The sequence below is a fragment of the Bradyrhizobium sp. USDA 372 genome, assembly GCF_053629095.1.
Window position 1 is genome coordinate 5,486,378 of the sequence record NZ_JBRJHR010000001.1, and the last position, 16,500, is coordinate 5,502,877.

Consider the following 16,500-nt stretch of genomic DNA (forward strand, 5'->3'; position numbering starts at 1 on the left):
TGACAGGTGACGCTCAAACGAGGGCGCTCTTTCGGCAACTCGAAAGAGCTAAGAGGACGATCTGGCTCACTGAGGCCGCACTTTCCAACAATAGGTTCGAGAACTGCATCGCGAGGGATAGCCTCTCCGGTTGATGCCGATGGCATCCAAACAGCTGTCGTGGATCAAGAGGACTGGCGGATAAATGAATCTTATACCTTGATATACGTTGTGCGGCGGCTTCCGGCGTGTGAAGGCGGATTTGAAGTCGAAATTTCACCAGATCTCCGCGCACCATGGAAAAGCAGCTGTGTCGTCCGTAGAAGTACATCAGCACATCGTCTCACTTCTTCAGAAGCCGAACCCAGTCATCCTGGATATCGGCTGCAATGACGGGGCTGATACGCAAAAGTTCCTAGAACTGTGCCCGCAACCCCAGCTCTACTGCTTTGAGCCGGACCCTCGAGCGATCGCGCGCTTCAAGAAGAAGCTTGGCTCATCCCTCAATAGGGTGAAGCTGTTTGAAATCGCCATCAGTGATCGAAACGGAACGATCGACTTCCATCCAAGCAATGCAGATGGCGATGCGAAAGATTGGGACCTATCCGGTTCAATACGCCGTCCAAAGAACCATCTTACCGAGTACGATTGGGTCCGCTTTGATCACCCTGTCTCGGTTGAGACACGGCGGCTGGACGACTGGTGCAGCGAAGCCAAGCTGGACGGAGTCGATTTTATCTGGATGGACGTTCAGGGAGCCGAGGCCGACGTTATCGCCGGCGGTATGCGGACCTTGAGCAACACGCGCTTCATCTACACCGAATATAGTGACCGCGAGCTCTATGAAGGGCAGTTGTCCCTGCAAGCCATTCTTAACTTGTTGCCATCATTTGAAGTGGCGGCTCACTATCCGCGCGCAGTGGAAGGTGATGTATTGCTCAAAAATACGCGTGCCTAGCGGCTACTCATATCGAGCGTCTCATTCATGGCCTAGCCAGCGGCCTCTATGCTCGCCACAGCTGCACAACGGTGATCATCAAGGCGAGCGGCTATCGCGAGCCGGACAGCCAGTGCGGCTGCGGTTGCCATTGGGCCGGCGTGCACGGCCGATCCATCGGGAGCGGCCAGCGCCATCGCAGTCCTCGGGTCCACGCGGTCCTGAGGAAGGCAGGGCCGTGGGGCTACCGTGGCGATCGAACGGCCGATGTAGCAGAACGGCGCTCGCGCGCTCATGGCCTCTACCACCGACACTCGCCAGGATCTAACGCCGGTCACGCCGAATCTGATCGCACGGCTTCACCGGCGCAGAAAACCGGGTCCGGCTTGCCGATATCACTCCATCCAAACGGCATAGGGCTGGCTGTATTGGAGGGCGCCAGGGATCTCTTCAGCCGCAAGATAGCCGGCCGGGCGAACGCGACCTTATGCGGGCCGAGCGTCTCTTCCGCGCCGTCGGTGCCGAGTCGCCAGCAGCGGGCAAGAGCGGATTGATCGAATTTCGGGGGTGTACAGTACGCTTTAGATTAAGGTCGCACGGCCGTTGCCAGCGCTGGCGTGCCGCATCGATGAGCCGCAAGGGTGAGTGCTAGGATAGTGCGCCACGGAGAGCTTCTTCCGCACCGTGCGCCGCAAGCGGCAAGTAAGCAACCAGTGCGAGAGTCGAGCCCGCTTGCGCGGGTGGTTTGGAGAGTTCGTGAGTTGAACGGCGAGCCGTTGCGCAGAAAGTTCAGGTGTATCCTGCCCGGCAACGTCAATGATCGGACAGGGGCCAAGAGGCTTATGAGGGCTCGTATGTTTGGACAACGAATGGGTAGTCCGGGATATGGAGCGGGGTCAAAGGGGGAGAGCCAAGCGGTGTCTTTGTTCACATTGAAACAAGGGGCCATGTCCTCAGCGGCAGACCACATCATCACGCAAGTGCGGTAATCCGTTGGCGTGGGGTGTGGCTTGCCCGTGCGTGCCCCACTTTATGGGAAGCCCGGTTGTATTGCACTTCCGAGCAGGGCGCGGCCAGCGCTCTGGAGCGTTCCCTCGTTTAAAGCTGCGTGCTGGGCAACCACGAAGCTGTCGCACATGGCCCGTGCTAGATTGCTGGTGCTATAGAGCGCCTCAGTTCCAGCAAGACCGCTCGCAATCCTGCACACCTCAGCCCCCTGCCGCGCTGCGTTCGTCGCGGCGAGCCGCATTAGCGTCGTGGTGCCAAGATTTACCTCACCCTTGAGCGCTTCCTTCCACAGCTCCTCCGTGGCTTCGTAAAAGAAGGAACGAGCGGAACGTAGCATGGCTTCGGCTTTGGCGATTTCAAGCTGGACATAGCCGCGCTCAGCCCTCACGGGCGCTCCAGTGATCGAGGCACGGGTTTCGGCCATGGCGATCACGTCGTCTATTGCGGAGCGCGCAATCCCGATGCCGACAATCGCATGCGCCTGCGCGGCGAAGGCGACGGCAGGATAACGATAGATCGGCCCATCAAGTGTCGGCGGACCGCCGCGGATCAAGGTCCATTCCTCTGGCACAATGACGTCGCTGACGACGACATCGTGGCTTCCGGTGCCTTGCAGTCCGATGACGTCCCAATTGGGCCGAATTGTCACCTTCTCGGCCGGCATCACCGCTACACGCGGGAGGTCACCGCTCGGATCGTCTTCCAACGTGATACCAACTCCTATCAAATCCGCCTCTGGTGAGCCGCTAGCGAATGGCCACACGCCGTTCACGATAAATCCGTCGGCGCATCGCTTAGCGGGTTGGAGCGGGAAAAGCGCACCCGCCAACACCACGTCAGGTCCATTGGCGTACACTTTGCGAAGCGTGTCGTCCGGAAGAGCAGCGAGGTAGCGAGCTCCATCCCCGAAGCTGGCGACCCAACCGGCGGAGCCGTCGGTTTCGGAAATGCGCTCGACCAGCCGACAAAAATCGGCGGGCGTTCGCTCCTCACCGCCGAATCGCTTGGCAGCCATAGCCCGATAGACGCCGACTCGTCTGAAGCCGTCGATGATTTCTTTCGGAATCTTCTGCGTGCGGCTAAACTCGTCGCGACGCGCACGGATCTCGACGAGTAGTGGCGACAGATTAGCCCAGGTCGCAGCCGCGGCGTGGGTTCCGGAACTTATCTTTTCTGGTGGAGCGTTCATAGATCATCCTCCGTGTCTTGAGCCGATCATCCCCGCATGTCATTCGGATGGACTGCGCGCATGGCGAGGCCAGGTGATTTGGCACCCGCAGGACGGCATTCTCGAAGCTGTCGCAGTTGACATCGAATGCACGAGATTGAATAGGGTAGCTTCCCAAGTTAAGCGGCCTGAGGCCTGACGGAGATATAGCTGTTCTCGCTGGCATTCAGGCTGGCCGGCAAAGCAGCCGATACGCTGCGGCGGCATCGATCCGCCTTACCGCACTGGGTCTCTGGCGGCTGATCGGGGACTGCGGTGCATGTCTTCTCCACATGAACGTGTGGTCACACTTGGGACAGGCAGGCTCGAACCAAGTTTGGAATTCTTGAGTTGTGCTTGGGAGAGCGCCCAAGCCTGCGGCCTGTTGCCCGTCTTCCCAGCAATTGACGTGCCATCAAGCATGGTTGCCGGGCTTGTCTGAATCGCGCGGAGATCACTCCCCCGTGCCATGCCAGCACAATGCGCGTGTCTCCGTGTTTGCTTTCATGCACAAGATGTCATTAACTCAACAAGCCGCATAGAAAACCACAGAGGCGGACTCGACCGCCACGGACCGGGCTCAACGTTCCTGCTTAAGTTTAAGGGCCGCTCCGGTCTCCTGACGCGACCAACAGCCCAAATTGCTGCTCGTGCGACTGCTGGTGAGCGCTTGCTTCGAAGCGGACCTCCGGACCCCAGGTGTTCAAGAAACGCACGGCGGCTCCAGACGCTGTGATTGAGCGATCAACTCTGGCTCGAGGTGACTGCAAGAGTGCCCCGCTCATGCCCGCGACGAAGCGTTACGAACACGTTTTCGGAGGCTTTCCGGGCTGCCAGCAACAGAGGAGCCTGTTCCACGTTCTGTCGGGCCGGACGCGAGAAGTTCGTGCACATTCCTGAGTGGCCGACCCTCTTACGGCCGCTAGCGTCTTTTTCTTCGGCGATCTACCAATGCTTCCGATCTTGGCCGAGCTTACCAAATTTGCGCGACAACTATGGGCGCACCACGCGCGTTACGACAGACCAGGCGCCACACGATCTGAAGCTAGTGCTCTGTTCCCACTAAGCGACTCCGTGCAAGAGCCTGATTTCGGAAGCGGTTGCCAGCTGATTTCAGGCCTGTAGAGGCGGTGCGCGCGGTTGAAACATGGCTGACGCACCGACGTAACCTGTGCAGGTAGAACTAGAAACATTCTCTAAGTCTCGCCGCGGCTTAGAACCGACCAGCCTCCGTGTACAGGGGACGCCACTTTGTGAGCTTCGAGTTTCTTCTCGTGTGGAGCTCGTCATCGAGGACGCGAACGAGACGATCTAACGAATGATTGATGCGACGCTGGCTTTCCGACGGTCGCGGTCTCCCAAATGGCTGGTGCAGGAAGGCCGTCCGGTACTGATGCGGGTAGCATGTCGCCTTCAGCCCTAGGCCGAAGAGTCATGCTGATTGTTCTGTTGATCCTCGGCCCTGGCTGAGCTCGGTTACAAAAGCAGGACCGCGGATGCCTTGCCCGCTCAGAGCTGAGAAGCTCTCGGGATCGTCGCGTGCTCTGGAGTGCAGAGCTTGCAATTCTTCGCATTGCGATCTGCTGCCTGAACCACCTCCATTGGGTTGGCGGCTCAACCAGGAGGAATGAATGCTGCCGGACGCGCTATGTGGGTTTCTGGATGCTGGCCACGCGTTGCCAACATGAGTGCGTATAACAAGAGAAGAATTAAGAGGCCGCGCATATCTAAGGAGTCCTGAAGCGAGGACAATTGTGGAGCGGATAGTATCCGGTGTGTTTGTTGTAGACGATGGACCAACAAAACTGCGCGGAACAGATGCGCTGTATTAGGCGGCAGACGATTTGCCGGAGTGTGAAAGTGCTGGCATCAGCTGACAATCTCGACCTTGCCGGTGCCGATCCGATACACGCCCCCGACGACCTTCAGGCGGTTCTGCTCGACTGCGGCGTTCAGAATCGGGCCCGTCGATTTAAATTTGTTGACGTTGTCAATCACATTTTGTCGGGTTGCTTGGGCGAACGCGTCGCCGGCTTGGTCGCCAGTTGCTTTCACTGCAGGAGAAAGTGCAGCGACCAGGGATGAAATGTGCCCCGGCGGCCGCTTATCTTCATGGAGCGACTTGATCGTGGCGTCTATCGCACCGCAATGATCGTGGCCAAGTACGAGGATCAGCGGCGTGTTGAGTATGGCAACCGCGTATTCCATACTGGCGAGCGTATCATCGTTAGCGAAGTTGCCGGCGACGCGGCAGACAAACAGATCACCTAGTCCGCTGTCGAAGACAAGTTCGGGGACCACACGGGAGTCGGCGCAGCTCAGAACCGCCGCATATGGATTTTGTCCCTCAACCAAGACCAGCCGCTCGCGCCTGAAATCGTCGATTCGTGGTGCGCCCTGGACATAACGATCGTTCCCGTTCAGCAGCCGATTCAGGGCAGCATCTGGCGAGAGTACGTTGTTTGGCTTGGGCGGGCCTTTTGCTTCCTTCGCGTCGACAATCTTATTGCCGAACCGCAGGAAAACTGTCGAAGCAGCAAACAGCAACAGTGACCGCCGCGAACGCACGTGCTTGGCTAAATGGTATATGTCTTGAGAATGGGCTGCTTGCATGTGTCGCCTCATGGCACGGCCTTACGCCACCCGGTGGCTTCGGCTTCCGCTTCGCTGCAAAGCCAGCGTTGGCCGCGCTTCTTCGTCATGTCGATTTGTTCGTAACCGGGTTGCCCTGGCAGGTAATAAATGCGCTCGCCTCTGCGCTCGACTGTGCCTTTTATCGGGCACTCGGGGGACGGCGGTTCCAATAGCAAGACGGATCCAAGCAGGACTTCCTGAGCGTCGACCGGAACCGACGTCGCGCCCACGATAATCGTGCTCCTATTGCGGCGACGCCAGTCCCAGGGCGCGATGAACGCGCCGGACCACAGCCCCGCATGGGCTGTGCTGGCCACCAACTCATAAACAACGTATGTATGGTGAGATGCAAAAGCCGATAGTGCCAAGCCCGAGCGTACCATCCAGGCGTTTATATCCTCGCCTTCGATGAAGCAGCTGCCGAGGGCTCGCCGATACTCATCGACTCTTCCGGTATGACAATCCCACGTTCGTCCATTCGAATGCTTGATGAGCTCGTCGCGAACAGCTACGCCGCAGGCCCATTTTTGGCCCTGTGCGTCGAGGCAAATCTGATCGGTCTCAGGAGCTTCGATGCCTGAGAGCCGAACGGTGGTTTTCTCGATCTGGATCGTATTTCCGTCGAGGATGCGCGGAGCACCGCTGAGTGTCGCGGCGGAAACCGGAGATGTGATGAGAGCGATCAATGCGAACATAATTCCGCGGTGCTTCATCCCGACAATAACCTTTCGCTCCTGGTCCATGTTCACGCGCACGATACGGTGCCGATACATTCGATTGCTCGACCGCAGATGTCCATTCCGCCGGCTTCGATGTGTGCCTTATGAGAGCTTCGCGTGAGTTCGAACCTACGACCTGACGCTGCGTAAGGATCAAGAGATTTCTTCCCGTGTGCGTGCGGCGGTATCCTTCGAGCATCGGCGGCTCTCTCACCGCGAGCGTGCTGTACCCTCTGGACGTAAGGAGGAGATTCTCATCGCGTGGCGCCGAACTCGGGATGCTGGACAAGCCCGAGCCTTGGAACGCTGTGCTCCCTCCTTGCAAAAATTGAGCGGCTATGAGGCGTCGGTGCTTGCGGCGGAGTCAGGCGTTGAGGAGCAACCTTGCCATTGTTGGTGACGACTTCCATCGGCAAACCGGACAGTTCCGACGAGGGCGAGGAAATGCGCCCCAAAGTCTTGTCACGAAAAAGATGCTCAAAAAGGATCTGCTCTGGCTCGCTCTGACCGGTTTAGACAAAGACGTGATGGAGTTCAGCCTCAACGCTCGCCGCGTAAATGAAGGTTTCTTAGTTCGAGCAAACCGCGCAAATCCGTTCCTTGTTACGCCAGACGAGATGATCGTTGATACCAATCGCATTATGGCATTTGGCTCCTCCGCGCGGCACCATAGTCGTTAGTGCTACTGCCCAGACGTGTGTACAAGAATTGAACTGTTTATGGCTCAGGCGCTACGGGCCGCCGCTCTTCGGTAGTGACGGTTCCCCGCGATCTCAAGTGACTTACCCAGGAGCGCTGGCATCAGTGCCCGTTTTCTCCAGGAATTGAAAAGGCTGCGATATTGAGCCGCGGGCTTTGCCGTGGATGCACCAGGCGTGGGCAAGCTGCCCACGTGTTCGGACAATCGCGAGTGCCATGCAATTCGTGTGAGGTTTAAGTCCACAATACGTGTTTGCCCATCGCGTACTTCGGGTGAATAGCTCTGGTGCGGTTTAGCCGACTCAAGCTACATCATTCTAAAGCACATCACTACATAATGGGAATGACATGGTCGCAGTCGTTCGGGAAGTACCGGTCTCATCTTACGCGCTTGAAGTAGATGGCCAACTCAGAGCCGAATTCGCAACCAAAGACGGTGCCACCGCAGGTGGAGCAGAATTAAAAAGGCGGTTTCCCATGCTTAAAATCCGGGTCTATGACGTGCAGACGAATGAGTGCGAGGAAATCTACGGCTGAGTCAGTGCGGTAATCGACGTTCTTGCGTACTGCTCCGGAGCTTCCCGCCCTGCGCACTCGGAAATTGGCAGGCGCTCAGCGGGTATGCCCGGGGTTGCTACCCTGTAACTTCCTGTTTCGTCTCAGCATCGGTCCCTAGTGCCGGCTCAAAGTCGCTAAGCTCACGCTCCTGCGTATGCCGCGCAATTACACGATGCGCGGCGCGCACCCCGAATCGGCTTGGCCGGAGGCATCTCCAAGGGCTCTAGTGAAGAATGCATGAGAGCTGGTTCCCCCGCAGTTGGTGTACTCTAACAGGGTGGAGTGCAGGCGGGCAAACCACATCTCGCAAACTAGTACGCGCCACTGAGCTCGACACCTGGCGGAAAAACGCAATCGTGCTGCTCGACCTTCCGTACGACGGGCCGAACTGCTGCGAGAAAGGCAGGCGGACTGTTGCGGAGCCGTTAAACAACGCAACTGCAGAGCGCGTGTCTCTTGCAGTTAGTACGAGGCGTTCGACCGTGCGGCAGCTGCGGTGCGGTGTTGCTCTGCGCGACCGTCTGCTAAGGCCTTCGCTCTCCTGAGTCTTGCTCTTCCTTTGGCTCGGTTCGTTGGAACCAGGAGCCCGGAGGAAATTTCGCGATGCGCTTGGCAAAAGAGGATTGTGGCTCCCAATCTTGGCCTTCGCTCTTCTCAAAAGTGATGACCCCGTTGTGTGTAAAATAACGTGGTCCTTGGATATCGCAATTCACCAAGAGCAGAATGCGCCATAGATCGCCTTTCTCGTTCGGCTTGTCATTCTGCTTGGGTAAGTAGTCTACCCCAACAGGTTCAATGATAGTGCATCGGCCCTGCCGCAGAAGATCGCCGAGCCGGCCTTGCGGCGTAGTCACAAAGTTGAAGTTACTTGGATCATGCAGAAAGCTAAGGTTTGCGTCCCTTTCACCATCTGCGACTTCTTTGGCGATCAACGAGAGCGCTAGGGCACGCCAGCCCAATTCCATCGGCTTCGCATAGGTTGACGCAAGCTCAGTCGTACCGTCGAGCGCGACTTTCCAGGTGATCGCGTACTGTTCGTCTGATTTGTTGTCTCGGTGCCTGGTCCACGAAACGAAAACATGGTCGCTTTCGCCGAGTTCAGCGACCCCCCACATCTGAGGGACGAACTGTGCCACCTTCGAGACATTCGAGATGATTTGTTCTATCGTCTCACCATCTTGCGCTCGCCAAGTTGACTTAAGTCTTTCGACAAGGGGGTTGTCGCTGGCGCGAATAGTGTTGCTCATGGCAGCCGGCCAGCCTAGGCAGATTAAAAGTCCGCCCAGGCGAAGCCATAGCGCGGGTCTTCCCGACATTCTCTTCATAATCCTCCGCCTATCGCGTTTCATCCATACATCTTTCAAAGCGGTAACCTTGAACCTGCTATGAGCGAGCGCAAGAAGTTTACGGAGACGCGACGGGGCACCCGCGGCTGTCCCACGCGGGCAGGCGCTCCCCTCTATGTCACGCGCCCCTAACTTCCCTAGCCAGCGACAGCGTCAATTGGCTGAGCTGGACAACCCCAAGCAGAAGAGACTGGGCATGTCGAGGGGCTTGCATTCTTCGTGCCAGGCAGCAGGCAGAGATTTGCATGGGTTTTATGTCCCTCTTGTCCACTTTCCGACCTGCGCACGGTTCGATGTTTCCATTCAGTGTATCGGCCGTAGCTCGATGCCAAGTGCCTGATGAGAATCGGGAGTGCGTTTGCCGTCATTGAACCGTGTGGTTCGCTATAGTTGCCCGTCGGCGTTCGGCCTACATGATGGCTGGCGATACGAAGCCGACTTAATCGACGAACTTTGAAGTCTGGCTGGCACGAAAATCAACCTGCTCGCCGCGTATGTGGCTAGATTGCGCCGCCTGCCTTGACGTGTTCAATGGGGATCCTCTAGTCGAGAAAATAGCTGGCCAGCGGATGTGCTGGGCGAACCGCTGGAAGTCGGAAGCCGCATCGAATGCATTCTGCTCGAAACGGCGGTAATCGCCGCCGCGCGGGCTGGTTTTGTCCCTTTCATTGATGGGGCGGGCGGCGTCGCCTCAAGGCAGCTCCGAGTCTCACTCCCACATCTGAGACAAGGACATCTCTGATTGCGACAGCTCTGTTTAGAGAATCATAGAGATGCACGGTCATTCGCCTACTAGATGTCTCAGATTAGCGTGCCACAAAATCTGAGAGGTTGACGGAAGAGTCCTCCTGCCGATAATCGAACTCGTCGAGGTTCTCCGAATCCCGCTTGATCCGGAGCTAAGAGGGAAGCCGGTCCAAATGCCGGCGCTGCCCCCGCAACTGTGAGCTGCGAGCTACTGTCCAACGATGTCACTGAAGCCCGCACGGCTTCGGGAAGGCCGGACAGCAGCGACGACCAGCGAGCCAGGAGACCTGCCCCGACGATAGATTGGTCCACGGGCGGGGTGTCTCGGTGGTGCGCCAAGCAGCCGTCGCGCGCGCGACTTCCTCTGCCTGCGTCCGCCATGGCCTCTGTCCCCAACAGGGGTTTACACTATGTCTCTTCTCTCTCTTCCGGTTGCTACGCTCGGTACGCCACGCATCGGTCCAAGGCGTGAGCTCAAATTCGCTCTTGAAAGCTACTGGGCGGGAAAGATCAGCGAACAGCAATTGCTCGAGGACGCATCCGGTCTGCGCGCAGCGAACTGGGCCCGTCAGAAGTCTCTCGGCGTTACGATCATTCCGTCGAATGACTTCTCGCTGTATGATCAGGTGCTCGATACAAGTGTCATGGTTGGTGCTATCCCGGAGATCTACGCCTCGAAACGAGAATACGTTTCCCTCAAGACGTACTTCGCCATGGCTCGCGGATCACAATGCGACGACCAGGATGCGAGTTGCGGTCTGGGGCCGCGGAGGTCTGGCGCACCCGCGCAGGAAATGACTAAGTGGTTTGACACCAACTACCATTACATGGTTCCCGAGTTTTACAAGGGACAAGCGTTCAGACTTTGCTCTCGCAAACCCATTGAAGAGTATGAGGAAGCAAAGGCTCTTGGCTTTCAGACCCGCCCTGTCCTGATCGGGCCGATCACATTCCTAAAGCTCGGCAAGAGTGCCGATAGCGCGTTCCAGCCCCTCTCCCTACTCGATGATCTAATACCGGTCTATATCGAGGTTCTGCATGAATTGGCCGAACGAGGGGCAAGTTGGGTTCAATTTGACGAGCCCTGCCTGGCCCTTGATCTGGATGAGGCGGCGCGAAAATCATTGCTACATGCCTATAACCGGTTCGCAAAGGAGGGACCGGCTATCAAAATCATGGTTGCCAGCTATTTCGGCGAGCTAGGCCACAATCTGGATACCGCATTGAGCCTCCCGGTTTCCGGTCTGCACCTCGATCTGGTCCGAGCGCCAGAGTTGTTGGATCAGGTCATCGCTGTCGGCCGAAGTGACCTCGTCATGTCGCTCGGGGTCATCGACGGCCGGAATGTATGGCGGTCGAACTTGTCGTCGCTCCGTCAGCGGATGGAGCCCGCGATTGCGAAGCTCGGCAAGCACCGTGTACAGCTCGCCCCATCCTGCTCGCTGCTTCATGTGCCAGTGGACGTTGAACTCGAGACCGGGCTCACGTCCGACGTCAAGAGCTGGCTTGCTTTCTCGGTTCAGAAGATGCGTGAGCTTGCGATCCTGGCGCGAGCACTCGCTGGCGACCAGAATGTCGAGCTCGCTCTCGCCGATTCGGAATGCGCTGCGACTGCCCGGCGGACTTCGCCCAAGATCCATGATACCAATGTCGCTGTGAGGATGAGGGCGATCGACCAGACAATGCGCCGGCGCGCCAGCCCATTTGTCCGTCGTTCCGAGATCCAAAGGGAACGCTTTGGACTACCAACGTTTCCCACCACGACAATCGGATCGTTTCCGCAGACCACAGAAGTCCGAAATGCTCGTGCGGCGCATGCGCGAGGTGCGATGAGCGACGAACAATACGACGAGTTTATCAAGGAAGAGATAGCCCGCGCCGTACGTTGGCAGGAGGACATCGGTCTTGACGTCCTCGTGCACGGCGAATTTGAGCGCAATGACATGGTGCAGTACTTTGGCGAGCAACTCGCCGGCTTCCTATTTACCAGGAATGGATGGGTACAGTCTTATGGTTCGCGCTGCGTCAGGCCTCCGATCCTGTTTGGCGATGTAGTGCGGTCGAAGCCGATCACTGTGGACTGGTGGCGCTACGCGCAATCACTAACTAGCAAGCCAATGAAGGCGATCTTGACCGGACCGGTCACGATCCTGAACTGGTCGTTTGTTCGCGATGACATTCCTAGAAGCGAGGTCTGCCGCCAGCTTGCGCTCGCGATCCGCGACGAAGTCCGCGATCTCGAGAATGCCGGTGCAGCCATGATCCAGATCGACGAAGCTGCACTCCGGGAAGGATTGCCATTGCGCCGATCGGCGTGGAAGGCATATCTCGATTGGGCGGGAGATTGCTTCCGCATTTGCTCATCGGGCGTTGCCGATCAAACGCAAATCCATACACACATGTGCTACTCGGAGTTTAACGACATCATCGGTGCAATCGCTGCAATGGATGCGGATGTCATTTCGATCGAAACGTCGCGGTCGAAAATGGAGCTACTGGACGCATTCAGCAAGTACGAATATCCAAATCAAATCGGACCGGGCGTGTACGACATCCACTCTCCACGCGTTCCGGAGGTGGGCGAAATGAAGGAGCTGATGGTGCTGGCTCGGACGCGTTTGCAGGAATCGCAGCTCTGGGTCAATCCGGACTGCGGCCTAAAAACTCGCAATTGGGAGGAGGTTCGGCCTGCCCTAACCAACATGGTCGTTACCGCCCGCGAACTGCGTGCAGCATCCGATCCGCAAAACCATTGATCCCGCGCTCGGGTCTGTTCTCGACCAAGCGAATTCGCTTGTGCTCATTTGCGTTCTCCACAATCTCGAGCAAGCCTTGGGCCAACAAAAATGCCTAGCCCGGCTTGGTGGTCCGAACGAGGTGCACCCGGAGGAACGACGCAGACGCGTCGCGCTACTTGGCCGAGAGAGAATAGCCGACGGTTCATCAAGGTGAGAACATTCGCCGAAAATATGGACTCATATCGACACGTTTATCGTAGCTCATTATGACGTGGTAAGCGATCGTTGGTTTGAGATTCAGAATCTACACAGAGGTGTGTCGCTCGCGAGTACATTAGGAACGGTTGCGACAGCAATGCGAGGAGTGATGCCGGACGGTCACCGCACGCCCCCACCATAATCGGTCCCGCTCGGACATGTTTCCCGTCAGGCGCTCTCATGCGATGAACTCTACATAGTGTCCGACGAGAGGACGCCGAAGCCAGTTCCTGCCTCAACTCACGCCAATCTATTTTGCAGGATCGCCGCCGCTATCCGGGCCAGATACGCCAATGCGTCGGCTGCACGGCGACGTGCTCTCCGGTATTCGCGTTGATCCATCCGCCGAACACCCGGCGACAAGGAAAGATCACCCGGTGAATTGAATTGCCCTCGATCACGGCAATCTCCAGATCCTGATCGAAGGGCGGCGTGATTTCGAGCCGCTCCCAGATCGAATCGCCACTGGATCCTGGACGAAGTTCATCGCTGCCAGCTGACAAATGCAGACAACCTTGTGAACATTACGAACATCGCTTGGCTTCCGCGCGAACAGGCTCTGCCCGACTCGACCGGACGGCGCGCGGTCTCTATGGCGTGAGCCCGCGGCAGAGGGCAATCGGCCGTGGCATCGTTGGTACGGAACACGATCCGCTCGCGAACCGAAATATTTGGATTTCTGCCGGGAAACAAGGCCTGAGCTTCCGTCAAATCGATCTGGGTCAGCTCAATACCTCGGCTGTTGGTATTTGTAACTGTTCTGCACGAACTAAACTGGTCTGCAGCTCCGGCAATCCGGCCCGGAGCGGGGTAAATGGTCCGGCTTTCTGTCATGTCACGTCTCTTGTTGGTGAGACATCTCCGTGTTCTGCAGCGTCATCGCGTGGGTGTGCAGGCGACCTCAGCCGCGCTCTCGCGCGCGTAGCACGCGCTCCAGCGAGAGCGCGAAGAATTCGGTTGACACCATTAGGATGGACGTAGCTTCGCTCCGAGCCCATAATCGGGCTTGTCCGCAGGTCGATAAAGTAGACGCCATCGCAAGCGGCGCAACTTATCATGTGCAGGTCATTGACCCGCGGCTCGGCTGCGCCCGGAAGGAGTCCTAAAAAGTGATCGCTGGTAGCCGGACATGAAGGCATCATAGGCTCAAGTCGTTCTTTCCGCCATGCGTCTGACCTTACTAGAAGATCACTTCTATTAGGACGCAGCCGCCGCAGCATTGATGCGGGTCAAAAGGCTGGTCCGTCCGGGAGTGGTTGAGCTCGAGCGGTCGCTACGTGCCGCAGACGCTCGCGTTGGCAGTCGACATGTCCGAACTCGGGCGTCCGCCAGGGCCTGGCGCTCTCTGCAACACGCCAGCGTGTTGATTTGAGGCGCAACTCACGCTTCATGGGCTACGGCAGCATTTTTCCTCATTGCTCCGTGCACGCGGATGGTCAAACGATTGTTCGCCTTTCATTGTCGGTAGCCTTGCCGAGGCTGATCCACCCTTAGGGTTTGGCACTGAAATCCGAACCTGGGCTCGTCGAAACGTCGGCTGCGACAAGCCTTATGATCGGCTTTGCTGTGCCGGCTGCGGGGGACCGTCGGGTGCAAGATCGGGGTTCCTTGCCTGATTGCCGCACGATCTCCTGCGCGTAAGTGCATGTTGCCCTCGATCGTCTCTGCGAGACAATCCTCGATCAAAGACTTGATTTTGCCGGTCGGCGGCATGAGGCTCCTGAGAGGCGCTGCCCCTCGGCTCAAACGGTCGTGCGATACCGCAGGTAGGACAGACAGGCCGTCGCTATTCTTCGCGACAACAAGCGGCTCGCGCGCCGCGCTGTTACATCTGGATCTATCTTCGGAGGAGCAGACAGACCTCTTGGGGTGCTGCTTGAGGCAGATCAAATACTCTCGGTGCGAATGGCAGAATAGTGGATAAGCGAACCACGGGAAGAGAGGGGCATGCCTTCATTTAATGTTCGGTTTATTAAGACCGTTTGTGACGATACTGGCGGCGAGCATCGTGCGTGCCAGGCAGCATTCAAGGTCGATGCCGCCTCCCTGAGTGCTGCTGCTCAGCAGGCGGAGACTGATTTTTGCAAGCAAAAGAGTGTCCGCGAGTGGACAATCTTCGCCGATGTGTTGGAGCTTCGAACCCCACCTGCATTAGCTAATCCGTCCACATCAGCCTTTCGAGCATCCCGCCAGGACGAGCTCTCATGAGCAAGCAAGGGTTTCGCACTTCCTGAATGTTCCACGGAAGCGGGACTTCTTCAGCGCCGAACAAGGCTCGTAGTTCACGGGCGCGAGGTTCACCGGCGTGCTCGCCTGTCATGGCATCGCCACCAGAATGGACGGCTTGCTTGCCCGGCGCGACAACGTGCTCGTCGAGCATGCCTATGAGACTGTGTCCGACGCCCGCGTCTCGATCGGACGATACCTCGCCTTCTACAATGGCCGGCGTCCGCCTTCGAGCCTTGGCGGCGGCGCTCCGGATCAAGCTTACTTCCGGCCGCTGCCATTCCGTGCGGTAGCCTTACTATGGCAGACGCTCCACTTACACAATCGGCACAGATCGGCAGTCGGTCTATGGAATCTGAAGGCACGGCCAATATGGGGTAAGCGTGACCTTAAATTCGGTACGACGAGTGGTCGAGATTGAAGGAAGTCGTGGTGGGTGCGGCCACCAATCATGCGGCTCACGATCGCGAACTCTCTTGCGATCTATTCCTTTATATCAATCTTAAGCTTCGCTCGGCGTGGTATTATCCGCGTTCTCGTCGGCGGCAGCAGCTACGCAAGCTGGTGCACGGGTCCGCCACCGGATCAAGAACCGCTATCTCGACGAACTGAACGAGGACGTCGAAGGAATTGTGTGAACACGTTGCGGGAGCTTAACGCGACCGTGCATCGACCGATGACTTTTTGCTCGTGCGGTCTTGCGAGGTGACCGATTGCTTGCCAGAAGCAATGCGCAACTGATAGTCGCGCCCGAACCACTCAAAAGTAATTCCCCAGCTTACGAGGATGACGATCTGCTGTTGTCCAGTCTTTACATAGATATCAACGTCCTTTCGGTCTCTCCTGACGTCGTTTTGGTAAACGACGCCTGCCCCGAACTGGCCCGGATCCTGGAACATAGTCGCGTTCAGGTCGTCCCGGCTCGGCACCGCCATAGGTGGATCTTTATCGGGGGCGCCATTGCTTTACTCTCGACACGGCCCGCGAAGACGGGTCGAAGGATTACTTCAACTAGTATCGGCGATAAACGTAATCGTCTGCTTCCCAAGGCGGCGGCTGGTAAACCCATTGCTTTGGGAGCCTGAAAGCTGGGGAGGATGTGCTCGCTAGGACTGGTCAAGGTTATGCCGCATCAACTAGTTGCCAGAACCCAAAACTTGGAGCGTAGGCTCCGCAGAGCCGCAAAGCAGCTGAGTCAACTAGATGTACTCTCGCCACGTTTCAGTCCGACGATCGTCGAGTGCGCCTCTCAGCGGACCGCAAGTTGGGGCGTGAACACGCCCACATCTTGCGGGACCATCGTGCCCGTGACGGTCTTGACGTATCAGGACGGGAGCTTTCGAATGTCATTTGGTCGTCCAGTGACTTTAAGGGAGACTGTTGCTTCGATGTCACCAAACCGATGAACGGTCGATCTACGCTCGTGCGACAAGAGACACCACAT

The 16,500-nt window shown here is 57.6% G+C and carries 10 protein-coding genes, 1 pseudogene and 1 riboswitch; of the genes and pseudogenes, 5 read left to right on the top strand and 6 right to left on the bottom strand.

What is annotated here, in order from left to right:
• Positions 1-289 precede the first annotated feature (289 nt).
• Positions 290-937, top strand: a complete 648-nt coding sequence (locus tag AB7M16_RS25670) for an FkbM family methyltransferase (protein ID WP_124163670.1) — start codon at positions 290-292, stop codon at positions 935-937.
• A 1,009-nt stretch (positions 938-1,946) separates the two neighbouring features.
• Here AB7M16_RS25670 and AB7M16_RS25675 read toward each other — a convergent pair.
• The 3 genes from AB7M16_RS25675 to AB7M16_RS25685 all read right to left on the bottom strand — a co-directional run bounded on the left by AB7M16_RS25675 (position 1,947) and on the right by AB7M16_RS25685 (position 6,538).
• Positions 1,947-3,113 (bottom strand): acyl-CoA dehydrogenase family protein, encoded by a 1,167-nt coding sequence (locus AB7M16_RS25675; protein WP_370137926.1) that lies wholly within the window; start codon positions 3,111-3,113, stop codon positions 1,947-1,949.
• A 1,887-nt stretch (positions 3,114-5,000) separates the two neighbouring features.
• Entirely contained in the window at positions 5,001-5,744 is a 744-nt protein-coding gene (locus AB7M16_RS25680; RefSeq protein WP_245333208.1) for a carbonic anhydrase, read from the bottom strand.
• Positions 5,745-5,752: 8 nt separating this feature from the next.
• Positions 5,753-6,538 carry a thermonuclease family protein gene (locus AB7M16_RS25685; protein WP_245333207.1) on the bottom strand — a complete coding sequence of 262 codons (786 nt, stop codon included), beginning with the start codon at positions 6,536-6,538 and terminating at the stop codon, positions 5,753-5,755.
• Positions 6,539-6,855: 317 nt separating this feature from the next.
• Between AB7M16_RS25685 and AB7M16_RS25690 the strand changes: the two genes are divergently transcribed.
• Positions 6,856-7,164 (top strand): hypothetical protein, encoded by a 309-nt coding sequence (locus AB7M16_RS25690; RefSeq protein WP_453945447.1) that lies wholly within the window; start codon positions 6,856-6,858, stop codon positions 7,162-7,164.
• Between the two features lie 1,101 nt (positions 7,165-8,265).
• Here AB7M16_RS25690 and AB7M16_RS25695 read toward each other — a convergent pair.
• A complete protein-coding gene (locus tag AB7M16_RS25695; RefSeq protein WP_245333206.1) occupies positions 8,266-8,988 on the bottom strand; it encodes a nodulate formation efficiency C protein in 723 nt (240 codons plus the stop codon).
• Between the two features lie 952 nt (positions 8,989-9,940).
• Positions 9,941-10,143: riboswitch (cobalamin riboswitch) on the top strand.
• A 101-nt stretch (positions 10,144-10,244) separates the two neighbouring features.
• Here AB7M16_RS25695 and metE point away from each other — a divergent pair.
• Positions 10,245-12,590: a 5-methyltetrahydropteroyltriglutamate--homocysteine S-methyltransferase gene (gene metE, locus AB7M16_RS25700; protein ID WP_124163823.1), complete on the top strand. Its 2,346-nt coding sequence runs from the start codon at positions 10,245-10,247 to the stop codon at positions 12,588-12,590.
• 512 nt (positions 12,591-13,102) lie between these two features.
• On the opposite strand, the gene AB7M16_RS25705 is transcribed toward metE, so the two are convergent.
• Positions 13,103-13,333 carry a hypothetical protein gene (locus AB7M16_RS25705; RefSeq protein WP_453945448.1) on the bottom strand — a complete coding sequence of 77 codons (231 nt, stop codon included), beginning with the start codon at positions 13,331-13,333 and terminating at the stop codon, positions 13,103-13,105.
• 1,444 nt (positions 13,334-14,777) lie between these two features.
• Between AB7M16_RS25705 and AB7M16_RS25710 the strand changes: the two genes are divergently transcribed.
• Together AB7M16_RS25710 and AB7M16_RS25715 are read left to right on the top strand one after the other, a co-directional pair.
• On the top strand, positions 14,778-15,038 hold the full coding sequence (locus AB7M16_RS25710) for a hypothetical protein (RefSeq protein ID WP_453945450.1): 261 nt from the start codon (positions 14,778-14,780) through the stop codon (positions 15,036-15,038).
• 37 nt (positions 15,039-15,075) lie between these two features.
• Positions 15,076-15,351, top strand: a pseudogene (locus tag AB7M16_RS25715) (IS3 family transposase); the annotation flags it as partial.
• 358 nt (positions 15,352-15,709) lie between these two features.
• Here AB7M16_RS25715 and AB7M16_RS25720 read toward each other — a convergent pair.
• A complete protein-coding gene (locus AB7M16_RS25720) occupies positions 15,710-15,991 on the bottom strand; it encodes a hypothetical protein (protein ID WP_453945451.1) in 282 nt (93 codons plus the stop codon).
• Positions 15,992-16,500 lie beyond the last annotated feature (509 nt).

Coding starts and splice junctions, on each gene's coding strand:
- AB7M16_RS25695 (WP_245333206.1), bottom strand. CDS start 8,988: ATGAGCAACACTATTCGCGCCAGCGACAACCCCCTTGTCGAAAGACTT.
- AB7M16_RS25675 (WP_370137926.1), bottom strand. CDS start 3,113: ATGAACGCTCCACCAGAAAAGATAAGTTCCGGAACCCACGCCGCGGCT.
- AB7M16_RS25720 (WP_453945451.1), bottom strand. CDS start 15,991: ATGGCGGTGCCGAGCCGGGACGACCTGAACGCGACTATGTTCCAGGAT.
- metE (WP_124163823.1), top strand. CDS start 10,245: ATGTCTCTTCTCTCTCTTCCGGTTGCTACGCTCGGTACGCCACGCATC.
- AB7M16_RS25680 (WP_245333208.1), bottom strand. CDS start 5,744: ATGCAAGCAGCCCATTCTCAAGACATATACCATTTAGCCAAGCACGTG.
- AB7M16_RS25685 (WP_245333207.1), bottom strand. CDS start 6,538: ATGTATCGGCACCGTATCGTGCGCGTGAACATGGACCAGGAGCGAAAG.
- AB7M16_RS25710 (WP_453945450.1), top strand. CDS start 14,778: ATGCCTTCATTTAATGTTCGGTTTATTAAGACCGTTTGTGACGATACT.